The 14,264-nt window shown below is 58.8% G+C and carries 17 protein-coding genes and 1 tRNA gene; 11 read left to right on the top strand and 7 right to left on the bottom strand.

Annotated elements, in window-relative coordinates; translation table 11 throughout:
- Positions 1–277 precede the first annotated feature (277 nt).
- Positions 278–1,840 (top strand): 2-isopropylmalate synthase, encoded by a 1,563-nt coding sequence (locus LJD17_RS12020; RefSeq protein ID WP_227384429.1) that lies wholly within the window; start codon positions 278–280, stop codon positions 1,838–1,840.
- A gap of 38 nt (positions 1,841–1,878) precedes the next feature.
- On the opposite strand, the gene LJD17_RS12015 is transcribed toward LJD17_RS12020, so the two are convergent.
- A complete protein-coding gene (locus tag LJD17_RS12015; RefSeq protein ID WP_227384428.1) occupies positions 1,879–2,352 on the bottom strand; it encodes an Lrp/AsnC family transcriptional regulator in 474 nt (157 codons plus the stop codon).
- Between the two features lie 121 nt (positions 2,353–2,473).
- On the opposite strand from LJD17_RS12015, the gene phhA reads away from it, so the two are divergent.
- Both phhA and LJD17_RS12005 read left to right on the top strand, forming a co-directional pair.
- Positions 2,474–3,331, top strand: a complete 858-nt coding sequence (gene phhA / locus LJD17_RS12010; protein WP_227384427.1) for a phenylalanine 4-monooxygenase — start codon at positions 2,474–2,476, stop codon at positions 3,329–3,331.
- A gap of 102 nt (positions 3,332–3,433) precedes the next feature.
- Positions 3,434–3,509: transfer RNA gene (locus LJD17_RS12005), tRNA-Lys, on the top strand.
- 771 nt (positions 3,510–4,280) lie between these two features.
- Here the strand turns inward: LJD17_RS12005 and LJD17_RS12000 are convergent.
- The 4 genes from LJD17_RS12000 to LJD17_RS11985 all read right to left on the bottom strand — a co-directional run bounded on the left by LJD17_RS12000 (position 4,281) and on the right by LJD17_RS11985 (position 7,192).
- On the bottom strand, positions 4,281–4,847 hold the full coding sequence (locus tag LJD17_RS12000; RefSeq protein WP_227384426.1) for a hypothetical protein: 567 nt from the start codon (positions 4,845–4,847) through the stop codon (positions 4,281–4,283).
- Between the two features lie 147 nt (positions 4,848–4,994).
- Positions 4,995–5,534, bottom strand: a complete 540-nt coding sequence (locus LJD17_RS11995; protein ID WP_227384425.1) for a hypothetical protein — start codon at positions 5,532–5,534, stop codon at positions 4,995–4,997.
- A 432-nt stretch (positions 5,535–5,966) separates the two neighbouring features.
- A complete protein-coding gene (locus LJD17_RS11990; protein WP_227384424.1) occupies positions 5,967–6,614 on the bottom strand; it encodes an outer membrane protein in 648 nt (215 codons plus the stop codon).
- A 128-nt stretch (positions 6,615–6,742) separates the two neighbouring features.
- Positions 6,743–7,192, bottom strand: coding sequence for a hypothetical protein (locus tag LJD17_RS11985; RefSeq protein ID WP_227384423.1), 450 nt, complete (start codon positions 7,190–7,192; stop codon positions 6,743–6,745).
- A 217-nt stretch (positions 7,193–7,409) separates the two neighbouring features.
- Between LJD17_RS11985 and LJD17_RS11980 the strand changes: the two genes are divergently transcribed.
- The 4 genes from LJD17_RS11980 to LJD17_RS11965 all read left to right on the top strand — a co-directional run bounded on the left by LJD17_RS11980 (position 7,410) and on the right by LJD17_RS11965 (position 9,167).
- Entirely contained in the window at positions 7,410–7,961 is a 552-nt protein-coding gene (locus LJD17_RS11980) for a DUF2975 domain-containing protein (RefSeq protein WP_227384422.1), read from the top strand.
- Positions 7,962–7,968: 7 nt separating this feature from the next.
- Positions 7,969–8,196: a helix-turn-helix domain-containing protein gene (locus LJD17_RS11975; protein ID WP_227384421.1), complete on the top strand. Its 228-nt coding sequence runs from the start codon at positions 7,969–7,971 to the stop codon at positions 8,194–8,196.
- 314 nt (positions 8,197–8,510) lie between these two features.
- Complete coding sequence (locus tag LJD17_RS11970; RefSeq protein ID WP_227384420.1) at positions 8,511–8,747, top strand: DUF1127 domain-containing protein; 237 nt, start codon at positions 8,511–8,513, stop codon at positions 8,745–8,747.
- Positions 8,748–8,912: 165 nt separating this feature from the next.
- Positions 8,913–9,167: a hypothetical protein gene (locus tag LJD17_RS11965; protein ID WP_227384419.1), complete on the top strand. Its 255-nt coding sequence runs from the start codon at positions 8,913–8,915 to the stop codon at positions 9,165–9,167.
- A 25-nt stretch (positions 9,168–9,192) separates the two neighbouring features.
- Here the strand turns inward: LJD17_RS11965 and LJD17_RS24255 are convergent, their stop codons facing one another.
- Positions 9,193–9,423: a hypothetical protein gene (locus tag LJD17_RS24255; protein WP_319799699.1), complete on the bottom strand. Its 231-nt coding sequence runs from the start codon at positions 9,421–9,423 to the stop codon at positions 9,193–9,195.
- A 193-nt stretch (positions 9,424–9,616) separates the two neighbouring features.
- On the opposite strand from LJD17_RS24255, the gene LJD17_RS11955 reads away from it, so the two are divergent.
- Positions 9,617–9,880, top strand: coding sequence for a CBU_0592 family membrane protein (locus tag LJD17_RS11955; RefSeq protein WP_227384418.1), 264 nt, complete (start codon positions 9,617–9,619; stop codon positions 9,878–9,880).
- Positions 9,881–9,941: 61 nt separating this feature from the next.
- Here LJD17_RS11955 and LJD17_RS11950 read toward each other — a convergent pair whose 3' ends face one another.
- Positions 9,942–10,190: a DUF2798 domain-containing protein gene (locus LJD17_RS11950; RefSeq protein ID WP_406600807.1), complete on the bottom strand. Its 249-nt coding sequence runs from the start codon at positions 10,188–10,190 to the stop codon at positions 9,942–9,944.
- Positions 10,191–10,619: 429 nt separating this feature from the next.
- Here LJD17_RS11950 and LJD17_RS11945 point away from each other — a divergent pair, with 429 nt between their 5' ends.
- The 3 genes from LJD17_RS11945 (at position 10,620) to LJD17_RS11935 (ending at position 14,175) form a co-directional block, all read left to right on the top strand.
- Entirely contained in the window at positions 10,620–11,117 is a 498-nt protein-coding gene (locus tag LJD17_RS11945; RefSeq protein WP_227384416.1) for a DUF2726 domain-containing protein, read from the top strand.
- A 103-nt stretch (positions 11,118–11,220) separates the two neighbouring features.
- Entirely contained in the window at positions 11,221–11,751 is a 531-nt protein-coding gene (locus LJD17_RS11940; protein ID WP_227384415.1) for a DUF6622 family protein, read from the top strand.
- 339 nt (positions 11,752–12,090) lie between these two features.
- Complete coding sequence (locus LJD17_RS11935) at positions 12,091–14,175, top strand: methyl-accepting chemotaxis protein (RefSeq protein ID WP_227384414.1); 2,085 nt, start codon at positions 12,091–12,093, stop codon at positions 14,173–14,175.
- The last annotated feature ends 89 nt before the right edge of the window (positions 14,176–14,264 follow it).

The following is a 14,264-nucleotide window of genomic DNA, read 5'->3' as shown; positions in this document are numbered from 1 at the left end:
TGTTTCAAGCGCTTGCCTTCCCGGAAAAGCGCCGGTACAACGGGCACCAGCCGCCCATGAGGCGGTCTCAGGAGGAACGGGACGCGATGATTGTCGGCTCCCACAGCGCAGAGACGATTAGTTCCGCATCCGCGGCTGATCGCGCGCGCCTCCTTGGTCTCCTTCTCCTTAGTCGCCCCTGAGGGTCGGCTGGGCATTGTTGCCTGGGCTCTCAGGGGTTCGTGAAAAGGAACCAGCCTCGAGCGCTCGTGCCGCTCGCCCCGAGAAGGATGATACGATGACCGTTTCCCAAGCTGCCGGCTCCGCCAAGGACCGGGTTCTGATTTTCGACACCACCTTGCGCGATGGCGAGCAATGCCCCGGCGCCACCATGACCCTGGAAGAGAAGCTCGAGGTAGCCGAGCTGCTCGACGCCATGGGTGTCGACATTATCGAGGCGGGATTTCCGATTGCCTCCAATGGTGATTTCGAGGCTGTCTCGCTGATCGCCAAGCAGGTCAAGCGCGCAACCGTAGCGGGTCTTGCCCGTGCGATCAGCGCCGACATCGCGCGGGCCGGAGAGGCTGTCCGCCATGCAAGCCGTCCACGGATCCATACCTTCGTTTCCACCTCGCCGATCCATCTGGCGCATCAGATGCGCAAGACGGAGGAGGAGGTGTTGGAGATCATCACCACCACCGTCGGGCAGGCGCGCAATCTGGTCGAGGATGTGGAGTGGTCGGCGATGGACGCCACCCGCACGTCCATCGAATATCTGTGCCGTTGCGTCGAAGCAGCCATCAAGGCCGGCGCGACGACAATCAATCTGCCGGATACCGTAGGCTACGCGACACCCGACGAATATCGCGCCATGTTCCGCGCCGTACGCGAGCGCGTTCCCAACGCCGACAAGGCGGTCTTCTCGGCCCACTGCCATAACGACCTGGGTCTCGCTGTCGCCAATTCCCTGGCAGCGCTGGAGGGAGGGGTGCGACAGATCGAATGCACCCTGAACGGGATCGGCGAGCGGGCTGGCAACGCGGCTCTGGAAGAGATCGTCATGGCGATCAAGACCCGGGGCGATGTTCTGCCCTACGAGACCGGGATTGAAACGGCCATGCTGACGCGAGCCTCCAAGCTGGCCTCGGCCGCAACGTCGTTCCCCGTGCAGTACAACAAGGCCATCGTGGGCCGGAATGCCTTCGCCCACGAGAGTGGAATTCACCAGGACGGCATGCTCAAGCACGCCCAGACCTACGAAATCATGACTCCGGAGAGCGTTGGCGTCACCAAGACGAGCCTCGTCATGGGCAAGCACTCGGGCCGCGCCGCCTTCCGCAACAAACTCGACGAACTCGGCTACAAGCTCTCCGACAACCAGTTCCAGGATGCCTTCGAACGCTTCAAGGAATTGGCCGATCGGAAGAAGCACGTTTACGACGAGGACATCGAGGCGCTCGTCGACCAGAACATTGCGATGGCGCACGACCGTATCAAGTTGGTCTCCCTGTCCATCGTTGCCGGGACGCGCGGCCCGCAGCGTGCGACCATGAAGCTCCAGGTCGACGACCGGATCGTGACGGAAGAGCAGGAGGGCAACGGTCCGGTGGACGCCACCTTCAACGCCATCAAGGCGCTGGTGCCCCACGAGGCCCAGCTGGAGCTCTATCAGGTTCATGCGGTCACGGAGGGAACGGATGCCCAGGCCGAAGTCTCGGTCCGTCTCTCGGCCGATGATCGCAGCGTGACGTCTCGGGCCGCCGATCCGGACACCCTTGTGGCATCGGCGCAAGCCTATCTCGGCGCGCTCAACAAGCTCATGAGCCGTGGTGCTCGTCTGCACGCCCAGGCGGCCGAATAGGATGCTGTGAGGGGCCCGCTTCCCGGGCCCCTTGTTTGTCAGTGGTCCGGCACCGGGATCGGCGCCATGGGCTTGATGTTCGACAGAACGAAGCTCGATCGCACGTCAGCCACCCCTGGAAGGGTCAGCAGACGGTTCATCGTGAATTCGCCAAAGCTCTCGATATCTTTCGCAACGGCGTGGACGATCAGGTCGACCTCGCCGGCCAAGGCATGGCAGGCGATCACTTCTTCATAGTCTTTGAGCCGCTCCACCAGGCGTGTGCGCCAGCCCGGCTCAGATTGCTCAAGCTTGATGAACACGAAGGCTTCAACCGTGAAGCCCAAGGCCTTGCGGCTGACGATCGCGCGATAGCCCTCGATGATTCCGTCGTCCTCGAGCGCTTTGAGGCGTCTGAGGCAAGGGGAGGCCGCAAGTCCCACTTTCTCAGCCAGTGCCGCATTGGTAATCCGGCCTTCATTCTGAAGGGTGCGGAGAATTCTTCGGTCGGACGGGGAAAGAGGGCGCCGCATCGGGTTTGGTCCATGAGAGGTCATAAGATGACCTTAGCAGTCAGGATTTGGGAACAAAACGGCGAATAATGACAGTTATGTGGTGATATCCTCAAGAAAACGAAGCCAGAGGAGACGCCCCATGAATTCCGCAGCCGGCAGTGATGACCCTCAAGACTACTTGGTCGAGCAGGGCTTTGAAAAATACACCGAGGTCGATCATTCCACCTGGAGGATTTTGGCTCGGCGCCAACGGGACATCCTGAAAGGGCGCATCGCCGATCAATTCCTTGAAGGCCTGGATCGCCTCGGGATCGGAGAGGAGGGAATTCCTGATTTCCGCGTGATGAACCAGCGCCTGAGCGCCGCGACGGGATGGGAAGTCGTTGCAGTCCCTGGCCTTATTCCGGACTTGGCGTTCTTCCGCCTTCTGGCTGATCGGAAATTCCCGGCAGGCTTCTGGATCCGCAAGCCCGAACAGATCGACTACATCGAGGAGCCCGACATTTTTCATGATGTTTTCGGCCATGTTCCTCTGATCATGCAGCCGATCTACGCGGATTATCTTGAAGCCTATGGGAAAGCCGGACTGGTCGCGGCCGAGCACGGAGCTCTCAAGCGCTTGGCGCGCCTTTACTGGTACACGGTAGAGTTCGGGCTCGCCCAGACGCCCGAAGGGCTGCGGATTGTCGGCGCCGGAATCGCCTCATCCCCCGGAGAAACCGTTTTCTCACTGGAAAGCGCCTCACCCAACAGGGTCGGATTCGATATCGGGCGCGTCATGCGGACACTTTATCGAATCGACGATTATCAGGAGACATATTTCGTTCTCGACGGAGTCGAAGCGTGGCCCAGTCTCGATCTTGACCGCCTGATCCCCCTATGGAGGGACTTGGATGCTCAGGAGGACATCAAGCCCGGCGATTTGCAGCCCAACGACCTGGTGCTCGCCAGGGGAGATGGGTCCTATCATCGGGCAAAGGCAAAGTCCGCCGCATGACCGCCGAAAAACCTCGCTGAATGGGCTAGACAGAGGCCGTGCCGTTTGTTACACGCACGGCCTCTTCGGCGAACAAATCAACGTCGAATTCGCTACGGCGACGGGTGTGTAGCTCAGTTGGTAGAGCAGCTGACTCTTAATCAGCGGGTCCAAGGTTCGAATCCTTGCACACCCACCACTGTTTCCAAGAACGTACGGGACGGGTGAGTTGAAACGGCAAGGCCGTTTTACGCTCGTTTTACAGACTTCGTCGTTTTCCCGTCCGCTCGCGCTTCCTGATTGCTGCCTCGCTGGGCGCGGATCGGGGGCTCTCGTCTTTGCAGCGGTCTTGCCCATGCCTTGGGGGACATTGCTTGTAACTGCGCCGCAGTTCATCCCTGGGGCATTCCGAGGGGTCGACAACTTCACGCAGATCCTGCCGGTCGAAGAGGCAGGACGTTGACCCGGCGATCCACGCCTTTCCGAGACACAAGGTGTCTCTTGCACGATCCCAGCAGATCTCCCCGCAGCTTCACTCCAGTTCCGAGTTCGTTGCTGATCGACGGCCGCTCCGGGCGGTCAGAACGCACTTTCAGACCTGGGCAGGGCTTCCTGTTGTACGCGGTTCACGGAGGCTATGATTCGCAAGGGAAGGCCGAGCTTCGCTTCGGCCTGCTCTACCGGTGAAGAGCTAGGAACAGCAGCACACCGAAGACACCAATGCCCACGACCACCGCCCATGCGATCCACAACCGCCAGCCTTTCTTCGGCAAGTCTCCGAACATTAGCCTTCTCCCGAAAATCGGATCCTAAGACGCCAATTTGATCGGAATGAGTGTGATCGTGGCAAGGGCCTGCAGGTCGCGGTGGTTTGCTCATTCCTTATTTCCAAGTCGCCGATGAAATCCTGGGCATCACCCATTCTGAAGATGAACGTATTTCGACTCATCTCGCCATCTTTCATCTCGCTTTAGTTGTGCTGTTTTTGAAGAAGCGTTACGAAGCGCTCAGCTTGCTCTGTAGTGAGAATGCGAATTGCGCTGCTGAATGACGCGTATTCAAACGTCAGGACGAGGAAAACTTCGTCCCATTTTTGATTGTGTCGGATGTCGAGGCGTACATTGTCGACACCAAACTCAAATTCGACTTGGGTATATTGAATGACTGTCGCTTTTACGGCTTTGTAACGGACGAAAGCGTCGTTCCAAAACTTCCCGAACCACCCGGCTCCAAACGGATTCTTCAGCGTTCGCTGCGTTGCTGAGTATTCTGCTCGGACTATCGAGGTGAACGTCGTTATGGCCGCAGCAAGCTGGCTAATCTGCGCACCCGTGAATAAGGCCTCGCAGAATTCAAAGTCGTCAGCCGGCAGGGTTGCCCGAAGTCCGAAAAGCCTCTTCCCGTCATATGGATTGTCACCGAAGAATTCTCGCGTGAGAATTTCCAGATGTGCCGATCCGGGAGGAAGTTCCACGAGCGCTTTTTCGCGTACATGGCTGTGGTTGGAGACGAACTGTATTGTCGGGAGCAGGGACATGGGTCGCACGTGGATGATCAACGAACGTTTGTCGCATCCTTGCAGGAACTGTAGGTCCGCGACAGGCTGCATGGGGAATGCATGATGTTGCTGTTCAGAGTCCCATCGATGATGTCGCCATCGAAATTCAATGAGCTGCGTTGTCGGTCATTGCCGGCCATTCTTGCGCTCGCAGCGCCGTAATGCTTCTTCCAGCGCTTCAACGAAACTACTGATCGCCGCAGGGGGGAAATGAATCTTAGGAATGCCAGATACTCCGGTAATTAAAGCAAACACCAAATGTATCTTTCCAAAGAAGTTCTCTTCAACTTGTATGAAAACGCGCCCATTCTCGAAAGAACTTGGAATTTCCTTCTTAAAAATGACGTTTGGAAATATATAATAAGCAATAATCTGGGCAAGATAGATCGATTTGCGTCCTATGCTTAGAGATTTCCAGCTGGGACGAGCAGTTGAGCCCTGTCCCTGACAATATCTGTTGGCCTCCGATATAGCTGAAATGAGCTGTAGACCTTGTTTGGGTGTAAAACCGATCCTTTGGCTGAGGCCGCTGTAGAAGGAAAGAAAAATTAGTTCACCTTCATAAGATGTATTTTGTGCTTCGACGCAGAATCTGCCCGATAGCATCGAATGTTTGACATCGCGAGAAAATAGAATATCGGGGGCTAAGATGTCGGGTAATATCATTATTTCCCCTGAGCTAATCTAAGTGCTGATCCTGTGCTTATTACTTTCGCATCAGGATGTGAATTAAAGTACTTGCTATTACCGCGATCTCATAGACATCGAAGGTTATGCTATTTATGCAGTCTGAGTGGAAGATTGAAGCAATGAAGATACGGGCTCAACTCTCTAAACGAAGAGGGCTGAATTCCACACGCAGTGGGCGCAGATCTTAGGTTGCTCCTGCGTCGGCAGTCTCCAGCGGCTCGATGCCGAGACCGCTGGCTATTGTGCTGAAGCATTTGTTGAGGAAGCAGGGTGGGCTACTCAAGCCGCATCCGATGGCGGTCGCGTTCCTTTGTCCTGATTCATGCGATCAAAACGATAGAACTCTCCACGGAGACAGTCGCGGCAGCCATTAGAATCCACAGACCTGTCTGCCATGAAGAGACCACGTCAGAAGCGATAATTCAGGCCCGCCTTCCCGATATGGTTGGTTAGGTCGCCCTTTTCGAGAAAGCCCGGCAGGCCGGATCCCTTCCAATCTCCAAAACGGAGATAATTATATTCGGCCTTAAGGGATAGGTGGTCTGTCAGGGCATATTCGATGCCGCCGCCGAGCAGATAACCAGGCTTCCAGCTATCGCGTTCATAGCCGTGACTTGAGAGCTGGGTCGTTGCGAAGCCGCCCGTAACAAAGAGCAGGGCACGGTCGAAGACGAGACCGTAGCGCAACTTGGCGGCTGCGAGCCAACGCTGATTGGGTGAACCGAGCGTCTGCTCCTTTGCCGACGCGCCTCCGGTATAGGTCCCCTCGAGCTCTGCGCCGAATACCGCCGACAGCGTACTTCCCACTACCGCGTGGTTGTAGCCAACCTGAATGCCGCCGACGAGATCGATAGCCTTGTCCGCAGTGCCAGAATGCAGCTTTCGCAGGAAGCTCCCATGGGCGCCGGCGTAGAACCCTTGCCAAGTAAAGGCGGGCGGCTGCGCCACCGGGTCGTATTGCACCGGATAGCCCCGCCCTGACAGGTCGGCGGCGTTCGCTTGAGCGCAAGCGAGGGCGATCCCGGCCGAGGCCAGGCTGGAAACAAGTTTGAACATGGAAATATCCGTCTATCTTCTACAAGATATTTTTATCGTAATACGATAAATTATGCTCGTCAATGCTGAATTCTCATAACCGAATTTCGAGGCGTGGCTGCGTAGCCCTTCTCGCTGTGGTTACCAAGTCAGCCCTTCGTCGTCTCTCCCACACAGGCGGGGGCCGTTGCTACCAGGTCTCGCTCTGGATCAACCGTCCGCAGGTCGAAATCCCGAACCAGCGCCACATAGCCTTCCGTTTCCGAAGTTCTGAGATACGTCGTCGCCAGAACCGGCCCTGACGGCGCGGCGCCGACGAGGCAAGCCTCGGGATGAATCGTCATCTCCAGCTCCCCGTGGCCCCCCTGCGTCGCCTTCTGCCGGAACAGGGAGGCGCGGAATGAGGCCAAGCGGTCGGCATCGCTTGGGGTGAGCCGATAGGCCGTGAGAGACCGGCCCGATGTTGGGTCCGGAAGTGCCTCACTGATCATCGAATCATCGAAACGGGCGAGCACGAAGTCTTCCCGTTGGTCTCGTCCCTTGTTGATCCGGCCGGTGAACCGCAGCACGACCCGTTCCGGACGCAGGGCCGAGGGCATGAGGACGGCCGCACGCAGCGCGCTCGGATCCGTCGTCGCGAAGTTAATTCGAGAGAGAGAGACAGCATCGACCCCAAGGGAACATGACTGCAGGCAACCATGATGGGGACCACTATGAGAGGTGTAAGACGGAAGACAGCCATCTCGACTCCAACGTTTGACTTATAAATTTTATCGTTATACATTAAGTAAATCGTCGTCAATTCGCAGGATACCCATGGCTCTCCCGGTTTCGTTTCCCTCCGGCCGACTGGTTCAGTTCTCGCGATCCATGTCGCTTGTTACGATGGCGGGTCTCGTTGGGATCGTCTTTGCGAACGTCCTGCTCATCCTCATTCCGGAGTGGACGCGTGACCTGCTGCTCGCGCGGGTTGGCCAGATCGATCAGCCTCTCGTCGTTAGTCGAACGACGGGATTGCTCGGTGGCTTGGTGATGGCAGTGCCGGCCTGCGTCCTTATGTTCGGCCTGTGGCAGGTTCGCTGCCTCTTCGACAGTATCGCTCAGGGCGAGGTCTTCAGCTTGAAGAGCGCCGATCGACTTCAGGCTTTCGCAATCACGGTATTCGCGCAGGCTCTTTTGGGGCCGCTCAGTGTGATTGGCCTGTCGCTCGTCTTCTCCCTCGCCAATCCTCCCGGACAGCGCTTTGTTGCCGTAACCCTGTCAGCGCAGGACTATATGGCAATCGTCATCGGGGGCGTTCTGTGGGCTGTGACCTACGCCATGCGCGAAGCCACCCGCTTGGCTGAAGAAAACGCCAGCTTCATCTGAGGTCGCCATGGCAATCATCGTTAATCTCGACGTCATGCTCGCTCGTCGCAAGATGCGGTCGCGGGAACTTGCTGAGCGGATCGGCATCACCGAACAGAACGTGTCGTTGCTGAAGTCGGGCAAGGTTAAGGGCATCCGCTTCGACACACTTGAGAGGATCTGCGCGGTCCTGAACTGCCAGCCCGGCGATATTCTGGAGTTCCGACCAGACGAGCACGACACAAACGCTGCTTGAGCGCCTCCGATTTCGGAAGATCTCGATGACGCCGATCATCAGGCGGGCCGCGCACGAGGCCGTGGCTGAACAGTCACACTCGTACCCTCTTCACCTGCTGCGAGTTTCGATCGGCTTTTCTTCCTGCCGAACTCAAGCTACCCTTTCACCATGATCACATGTTCAACCATGCGCGGTTCCAATCTGTACGTGCTCCCGAGAGGGCGCGCTGGATTAGTGCTGCGCTGATGCGCATGTGATCATTCAGCGGACCCTCCCGAGGCGGGTAGGGTCCTGTGCTTCTGCTCTCCTCGGCTTTTGCATGGAGAGCACATATGAAGACAATCGCACCTTTCTCTAAAATCGCTCGGTTAGGCGAATATCATCGGCCGCTTTTGGCGGAGGCGGGTTCATGGATAGAGCGTGCCCACCGATGGCTTGCTGCGCGGATGCTGCAGTCACAAGCAGAATCGCTGGCACGTCTCAACGACCATCTGTTGCGTGACATCGGCATCGAGCGCCCGCCGTCGTCGCGCATAGAAGAATGGTGGCGGATACCTCCGCCTCTTTAGAATGACGATGATAGAGCCCGCCCATGCAGCCCTTCACACTGGCAACGTGGGCGGGTCAACAAGCTACGGATTGTGGCCTGTAGATAGGGCGAGCAGTAAGTCGGGTGGCATCTTGACTCTCCTTGCGTCAAATGTTCTCATTATGTTCTATTTTTGGAGAGCAGCATGAGCCGCCTGCGTAAGAGCCTTTCTGTCGCGCTTTTCCGGAAGATCGAAGGACCCGAGATCCTCAAGGCTCTCGAGGTGGCAAGGCGGAAGCTGAGTGTTGCTCCCTTCCCACTTGGCACGCCTGACAAGCTCACGGCCAATGATCTCATCAGCCGTATTGATGACATGGCCGAGCTGCTCACGGGTGATCGCACGCACTTCCAAGGAAAGTCTCATCGTGCATCGTCTCACTATGGCGGGAAGGTGCATTGACCGCGGGAGCCTTGGCCGACTTGGCTCAAGCCGCAGTCCCGCTGCCGCTCACAAGCTTCTGTGAGTACGAAGACACCAGGCCGAAGCAGACACCGACCTGGTTCGCCTTGTCCGAAGAGCGGACGCTCGCCGCCTTCGCTGGGATCCGGCAGCCGTGGACCGGTACGCGCAGCACCAAGGCTGAGCCGTGGAGGGCGGGCGTCGGCTCTACAGCTTTCTGATCTGCGAGCCGAATGCCGAGGTGAGGCCGGTCCATCCTAAGACCTCGAGCAACCAGCCAAGGGCGTTCAGAACTGCGTTCAACGTCAGATCCTTAAGGCTCTGTCTTGAGGGCTATGGCATACGTCGATTCAGCATGCCGCTGCCAACAGCGGCGTATTTTCGATAGTCTCCTTTAAGGAACGGACCTCAACGAAGTATGGTCCTCAGCGGACCGAACGGGGACATTCATGAGCACAGCCGATTTCATTGGGCTGATCGGGGTTGCGGCCTATCTGTCGGCCTATGGCCTGCTGCAATTCGGTGTGCTGAAGGTCGAGGATGATCGTTATGCGCTGCTTAACGGAGTTGGCGCCATCGCCATTCTGTATTCACTGATCTTTGACTTCAATCTGCCGTCATTCATTACTCAGGCCGCGTGGCTGACCTTTACAATCATCGGCTATGTGCGCTCGCGCTCTAAGCGGGCGCATTCGAAAACAGAGAGTTCCTAACTTGGAAGGGCGTCCATTGCCCAAGTGTCTGGCTGAGGCGGCCCTTAGGCCGCCTCCTGGCTTAACGAGTAGGGGGCTCGACGATAAGCGCCGTGATGCGCCGAACGATCGGCAGCATCATCAACAGAGTCGGGAAAGCGATCAGCCAGGACAACCCCCAAGCGGAGATCCATAGACTTAGAAAACCGGGTGTGAATCCAACGCCACGCGCTGTTGAAACTGCCGAGACCACAAAGGTCATCAGGAGAGAGAGCACGAACGGAGTCACAATCCCGGCGCAGCGAGCCGGGAGGCGGCGAGGGGTGATGATAGAAGGATGAGGTCGCATATGCGTTCTTCAGAAAAGGTCATCGGCTTTGACGGCATCTGCCGGATACACCGGCTGCCCGGCCGAGGACCGGGTGATGCGTTGCCTGACGTAAGACGCTTACGGCCTTCAATGAAGACAATGCCGACGTATACGGATTAGCCGCCGGATGCAACAAGCTGGTCGGATTGTGGTGTTCGCCGAACAGGTGCGGTGGAATTGCGGGCTTTCCGTGGAGCGTCTAGAGCAATTGCGAGCACGAGCGAACCATCATCATGGATCCAGCGCTCTAGCGAAATCGCACAACGGCAGAATATGAAACGACGCCGCAGAGGGTTTCTTGCTCGAAGCCGAACGAACCTTCGATTCACAGTTTTCGCGATATCTTTTTTTGCTTCGCGATCCCAAGTCGACTAACGCAAAGACACGAATTTGAGCTTGCACGACCCTTCATCAATTGTCCGTTTCGGCTCGTGGCCGGCTTTTACGCTCGTCCTCGGACTGGTGCTTGGCCTCCTGGCACTGGCCATCCTGACCCGGAAGCCGCGATACAGGCCGCAATCCGTCATGACGCCGAACGAACGCGAGTTTTACGGACGGCTGCTGGCGGCATTCCCAGGTTGTCAGATTTGGCCTCAGGTGCCGATCCTGTCGCTCATCCGGCCAGACGCCAAAGAGGGCTCCAGGACCTTCTGGCGCGGGTTTCGGGCAATTTCGAACGCTCGGGTCGATTGGGTCATCGTTCAGGACCTCGAGGTCGTTGCCATTGTAGAACTTGATGACCGCACCCATGATGTCCGTAAGGACGCCAAGCGTGATCAGATTCTCGCATCTTGCGGCTACCGGGTCGTGCGTTTTTCATCGAAAACCAGGCCAAGTCCCGAGATCATCCGTAAGACCATCTTGGCCAAGGACAATCGCCGAATGTGAGCAGGTTGGCTTGAATGATCTACGCCCTGGCCACCTGGAAGCCCATTGCGAACGCGAGGCACAATATTTACGCTCGACAGGAACTGCCGTTCTCGGGGGCACCATGCCGACTGTGCCGTTTGTTCTCGCCGTCCTCAAGGGGACTCCGGTTTGGGTCTGGGCCCTCCTGGCCTATCTGATCTATCGAGGTCTCAAAGCGCTGCGCACAAGCGTCACCTCATTGCCCAAGCTTGCGGTGATCCCGGCCATCTTCGTCATATGGGGGATCTGGGGCACCTCCACCGCTTTCGGCAGCAGTCCGACCAGTCTGGTCTTGTGGATGGTGAGCTTCGCTCTTGGCACGGTGGCAGGCTATCTGCGCATCGCGGCAGCACCCATCCGCGTGGACCGGGAACGGAAGCTGATCGAGCTGCCGGGTGGTCCGATGACCTTGATTGTCATCCTGATGATGTTTGGGGTCCAATATGCGGTGAAAGCTGCTGCTGCCCTTGATCCCGCGGCGCGAGACGCAATGTGGTTCATGCTCCTCAGTGTAGGGTGTTCGGGTGGGGCTGCAGGTCTGTTCTTGGGCCGATTCCTCGGGCTTTATCGCAAGCTCCACAGCGCACCGCATGTTGAGCTTGTCACGCCGTAGGGGCTTCGCGGAAAGGGCGTGATGGGATGCTGCGCCGCGTAATGGCCCCTGAACGCTCAAATTTGACGTTCAGGGCGGCAAAGCAGAGATTCCCGTAATTGCGAATTGCAGGCGAAAGGTCCGGAGCAATTCAGCCCTGCGCAGCAAGCCCGGCCGGTGCTGCGATTGCCCGTAGCGCTCTCGCCGAACTACTCGCCAGTCTGGCGGTAGTCACAGCTTTCCTTAACCATATTGGAGATGAGTGACGGCGTTCTCACTGGAGGTTGCTCTACGACAAAGAGGACGCGCGTCAGCACGGCAACGGTAGCCCAACGTTTTGTGAGAACGATGGGGGCCCTCTTGAAGATCCGTACCTTGCTGCCGACGATCCTCGCGTCGGTGGCGGCACTTTCCGTGACCGTTGCTGGGATGAGAACGCACGACGCCTGGCAGAGACGCCAAGACGCGGCAATTTTCTTCAAGATCAACGAAGCCGAGGAGCGTCTGCTGGAAACGGCCGGAGAACTCGCGGTCGAGCGCGCCCTCACTGTCAACGCGCTCGGCTCGCCCCAGCCGATCAGTACCGTTCAGCAACAGGCAATCGACGCTCAACGTGCGAAGGCGGACCAGGCCTTCCGGGATTCAATTGGCGGATTCGCCACCTTCCCGGTCCAGCCAGAGACACGGGAGACGCTGGCGCGGGCCGAGCGGCAGTATGGCGACTTCAAGTCATTCAGAGGAAGCGTGAATCAGGCTGTGTCGCAGAGGATGCTTGATCGTCCTGAGGGAGCGGCGCAGGACTTCGTTCCGGCGATCACCACGCTCATCGACGCCGTGCGATCGGTCGGCACCTCGCTCGAAACACTGTCTCCGTCTCGGGATGCAACGGTCGGTAAGCTGGTCCAGGTCCGGGCGCTCGCAGGCGACATGGCGGAGTATGCAGGCCGCGACCGGGCCGCACTGGCCGGATGGATCGGGTCCGGCAGACCGGCCGGGGCCGATTCCCTGCAGGCGATATCGCGCCAGCGGGGGCGGGTCGAGGCCGACTGGGCGGGGATCGAACCGCTCTCTCAGCGAGTTGATCTTTCGCCCGCGCTTTTCAATGCGATCAAGGTGGTCAGCGAGACCTACTTCCGGTCCTTCCAGGTGACCCGCGAAGATGTCCTGAAGGGTGCCGAGAGCGGCGTCTACCCGATGAGCGCGGACGAGTGGGTCAGCAAGGCGACGGGCGCCATTGATACGATCCGCGTTCTCAAGAGGGAGCTGGGTTCGGCAGCGGGCCAAGCGGTGAGCGCGGCCTACGATGCGACCACGCGGGAGATTGCCTGGGCGGCCTCCGTTCTCGTCCTCAGCCTTGCGATCGCCGCGTTCGGGCTCTGGATCGCAATCCACAGGATAGCCCGGCCTGTGACCTCATTGACTGAAGTCATGGGACACCTTGCGTCCGGCCGTCTGGACGCACGCATCGATAATACCGGCCGGAGCGATGAGATTGGCGCTATGGCGCGCGCCGTTGAGGTCTTCAAGCAGAACGCCGTCGAGCGGGAGCGTCTGGAGCGGGATGCCGCGGCGCAGAAGGACAGCGCGGAAGCCGAGAAGAAGCGGATGATGACGGAACTCGCGCACGACTTCGAGAGCAAGGTCGGCAGGCTGATCCGGTTCCTGGCGACGGCCGCGACCGAGATGGAGGCCACGGCCATGTCGATGACGGAGGTTGCCGATAGGACGACCGGGCAGTCGGTCCACGTCGCCTCTGCGGCGGAGCAGACCTCCGCCAACGTCCGAGCCGTGGCGGCTGCAACCGAGGAGATGGCGACCTCGACTCGCGAGATCGCGACGCAGGTCAGCCAGTCGTCCCATATAGCCGGGCGAGCAGTCCTCGACGCCGAGCGAACCAATGCCATCATGCGGACGCTTTCGGAGACGGCGGATCGGATCGGCAGTGTGGTATCCTTGATCAGCACGATAGCTGGCCAAACCAACCTCCTGGCGCTCAATGCGACCATCGAGGCGGCTCGGGCCGGTGAGGCCGGGCGCGGCTTTGCCGTTGTGGCAAGCGAGGTCAAGGAGCTGGCCAACCAGACGTCGAAGGCCACTGAAGAAATCTCGGATCAGATCGGTTCCGTTCAACAGGCGACCGCGGAGGCCGTCCGGGCCATCCACGAGGTCACCCGCACCATTGCGGAGATGGCGCAGATCTCGGTCACTATTTCGGCCGCCATGGAGGAGCAGGGGGCGGCGACAGGCGAGATCGCCCGCAACGTGCAGGAGGCCGCTCGCGGCACCGAGGCAGTGACCGGAGGGATCACCGACGTCCGCGAGGGTGCGGGAGAGACCGGGACCGCCGCTTCGCAGGTATTCGACGCGGCCCGGGAGATGGCTCGCCATTCGGAAGGTCTGAGCCGGGAGGTTGCAGCCTTCCTATCGGGCATCAGCGCAGCCTGATCGCCCTTCTCATGCGCGCAGGCGCATAGCCCTGATGACGTCGAGCAAGGGAATGCCGTGGTCGCAAGCCAGCCGTGGACCCTTGAGGT

This window comes from Microvirga rosea (genome assembly GCF_020595095.1).
GTDB lineage: Bacteria > Pseudomonadota > Alphaproteobacteria > Rhizobiales > Beijerinckiaceae > Microvirga > Microvirga rosea.
Note: the sequence above shows the minus strand (reverse complement) of the source record. Positions and strands in the feature narration are given on the sequence as shown.

Excerpts from the sequence above, each read along its gene's own strand:
- LJD17_RS12020 (WP_227384429.1), top strand. The coding sequence starts at position 278 with ATGACCGTTTCCCAAGCTGCCGGCTCCGCCAAGGACCGGGTTCTGATT.
- LJD17_RS12015 (WP_227384428.1), bottom strand. The coding sequence starts at position 2,352 with ATGCGGCGCCCTCTTTCCCCGTCCGACCGAAGAATTCTCCGCACCCTT.
- phhA (WP_227384427.1), top strand. The coding sequence starts at position 2,474 with ATGAATTCCGCAGCCGGCAGTGATGACCCTCAAGACTACTTGGTCGAG.
- LJD17_RS12000 (WP_227384426.1), bottom strand. The coding sequence starts at position 4,847 with ATGTCCCTGCTCCCGACAATACAGTTCGTCTCCAACCACAGCCATGTA.
- LJD17_RS11995 (WP_227384425.1), bottom strand. The coding sequence starts at position 5,534 with ATGATATTACCCGACATCTTAGCCCCCGATATTCTATTTTCTCGCGAT.
- LJD17_RS11990 (WP_227384424.1), bottom strand. The coding sequence starts at position 6,614 with ATGTTCAAACTTGTTTCCAGCCTGGCCTCGGCCGGGATCGCCCTCGCT.
- LJD17_RS11985 (WP_227384423.1), bottom strand. The coding sequence starts at position 7,192 with ATGCCCTCGGCCCTGCGTCCGGAACGGGTCGTGCTGCGGTTCACCGGC.
- LJD17_RS11980 (WP_227384422.1), top strand. The coding sequence starts at position 7,410 with ATGGCTCTCCCGGTTTCGTTTCCCTCCGGCCGACTGGTTCAGTTCTCG.
- LJD17_RS11975 (WP_227384421.1), top strand. The coding sequence starts at position 7,969 with ATGGCAATCATCGTTAATCTCGACGTCATGCTCGCTCGTCGCAAGATG.
- LJD17_RS11970 (WP_227384420.1), top strand. The coding sequence starts at position 8,511 with ATGAAGACAATCGCACCTTTCTCTAAAATCGCTCGGTTAGGCGAATAT.
- LJD17_RS11965 (WP_227384419.1), top strand. The coding sequence starts at position 8,913 with ATGAGCCGCCTGCGTAAGAGCCTTTCTGTCGCGCTTTTCCGGAAGATC.
- LJD17_RS24255 (WP_319799699.1), bottom strand. The coding sequence starts at position 9,423 with ATGGACCGGCCTCACCTCGGCATTCGGCTCGCAGATCAGAAAGCTGTA.
- LJD17_RS11955 (WP_227384418.1), top strand. The coding sequence starts at position 9,617 with ATGAGCACAGCCGATTTCATTGGGCTGATCGGGGTTGCGGCCTATCTG.
- LJD17_RS11940 (WP_227384415.1), top strand. The coding sequence starts at position 11,221 with ATGCCGACTGTGCCGTTTGTTCTCGCCGTCCTCAAGGGGACTCCGGTT.